The following is a 1,501-nucleotide window of genomic DNA, read 5'->3' as shown; positions in this document are numbered from 1 at the left end:
GATTTTAAAGCCCATCGGAGCATTTTTGAACCAGACGGCATACATAAGCACGCTTGCAAGCGCTACCGGGCCCATTACGCGGCGAATCCACGGCAAAAACTTGCCTTTTGGCGTTACCGGGCTTCTGTCGCAAATCTGTCCCATAAGAACGTCGGTAAACGCATCAAAAAATTTCGCCGCCATCATCATAAGACCGACGATTGCTGCAGAAACGCCCATTACGTCTGTGTAGAATTTCATTAAGAACATTGCGCACAAAATGAACGTAAAGTCATTGCCGCAGTCGCCGAACATGTAGCCGATTTTGTCTTTAAGACCGAATGGTTTTACATCTTTTTCAATAGCCATAAATAGCCCCCTTTCATGTTCATAGTGTAAGGGCTTAAATATGGTCATGCATGGATAATTTTTGTGAAATTTAGCACTGTTTTTGTGCAATTTGAAAGTTTTTTGGATTTACCAGTACAATTCTGCTTCAAAAGAAGTGCCTTCTTCTGTTTTACCGACAATCGTAAGGCGTTTTTCTGTTTCGTTTACCTTTCCAAAAATTTCTAGTTTTTGGCCTAATTTAGCTTCTTTTGCATAGTTTAAGCGGAAGTCAGTAAATACGAAATTCCGCATATTTTCAGGGATAGAATCAGCTACAAAAGCACCATAGCGCGCATTGTTTACATGATTATTTCCGTCAATTTCTGAATATTTAATGGTACGCTCATCCCACAATTCCAGGTCTTCAGGAATCTGAATTTTGCCGTATTTCATGCAATCATGTTCTTTTTGATTTTCAGGAAAAGGCCGCATCTCAAATTTTTTTGTAGGAATGATTCTGTGAGCCTTAGGGTCAACTAAAAGCCAGGAACTTAAACCTGTAATCAAAGGCTTTCCTTCAGGAGTTCTGAATTCGTATGCACGGACAAGCTGAAGCGGTTCGGATTTTTCTTCGTATGTAGTAAAGACATAATTTTCGTTTTCGGCAGGCATTCTGTGAAAACGGAAGGCAACACGGGAAACAAGACAGGCATAACCGTTAGCTGTTAGAGTGTCTCTGTCCATACCGCGCTGAGCATAATCTTCAACAGCCATGTCACTGGTAACTTTGAGCAGCTCGTAAAAGCTCATTTTTTTGTTAGAATCACTCTGACTGAACTGAACTTTATGCTCAGAGTTAAAAGTAATTCCGTCTTCATCGTACCATTGTTTTTGTGTAATCATAATGACCCCAATGCGATTCGAACGCACGACCTTCCGCTTAGGAGGCGGATGCTCTATCCAGCTGAGCTACGGGATCGAAAGTTTTATGAGGGAATTATAGCAAAATCCCGGTAAGATTGCAAACATCCTCCGCCCCGCTCACAAGGACTCCGCCCATTCCAAGCTCTACCGCAAGAGCAAGATCAATATCGTAGCGGTCTCCGATTGAAACACAGTCAGAATATGAAACTTTTGCACCCAAAGCAGATTCAGCACACTCAAGTGCCTTATCAAGTATTTTTCTGGAAGG

General features: G+C 41.8%; 3 protein-coding genes and 1 tRNA gene. All 4 read right to left on the bottom strand.

Annotated elements, in window-relative coordinates:
- The coding region (locus tag ACKI5B_RS05090) for an MFS transporter (RefSeq protein WP_407426474.1) at positions 1 to 348 on the bottom strand (348 nt) is incomplete at its 3' end.
- A 108-nt stretch (positions 349 to 456) separates the two neighbouring features.
- Positions 457 to 1,212, bottom strand: coding sequence for an acyl-[acyl-carrier-protein] thioesterase (locus ACKI5B_RS05085; RefSeq protein ID WP_407426472.1), 756 nt, complete (start codon positions 1,210 to 1,212; stop codon positions 457 to 459).
- A gap of 2 nt (positions 1,213 to 1,214) precedes the next feature.
- Positions 1,215 to 1,288 (bottom strand) — tRNA-Arg (locus tag ACKI5B_RS05080).
- Positions 1,289 to 1,306: 18 nt separating this feature from the next.
- A partial coding sequence (locus ACKI5B_RS05075; RefSeq protein WP_407426470.1) for an HAD hydrolase-like protein occupies positions 1,307 to 1,501 on the bottom strand: 195 nt, incomplete at its 5' end.

Source organism: Treponema sp., assembly GCF_045657965.1.
GTDB lineage: Bacteria > Spirochaetota > Spirochaetia > Treponematales > Treponemataceae > Treponema_D.
Note: the sequence above shows the minus strand (reverse complement) of the source record. Positions and strands in the feature narration are given on the sequence as shown.

Excerpts from the sequence above, each read along its gene's own strand:
- ACKI5B_RS05085 (WP_407426472.1), bottom strand. The coding sequence starts at position 1,212 with ATGATTACACAAAAACAATGGTACGATGAAGACGGAATTACTTTTAAC.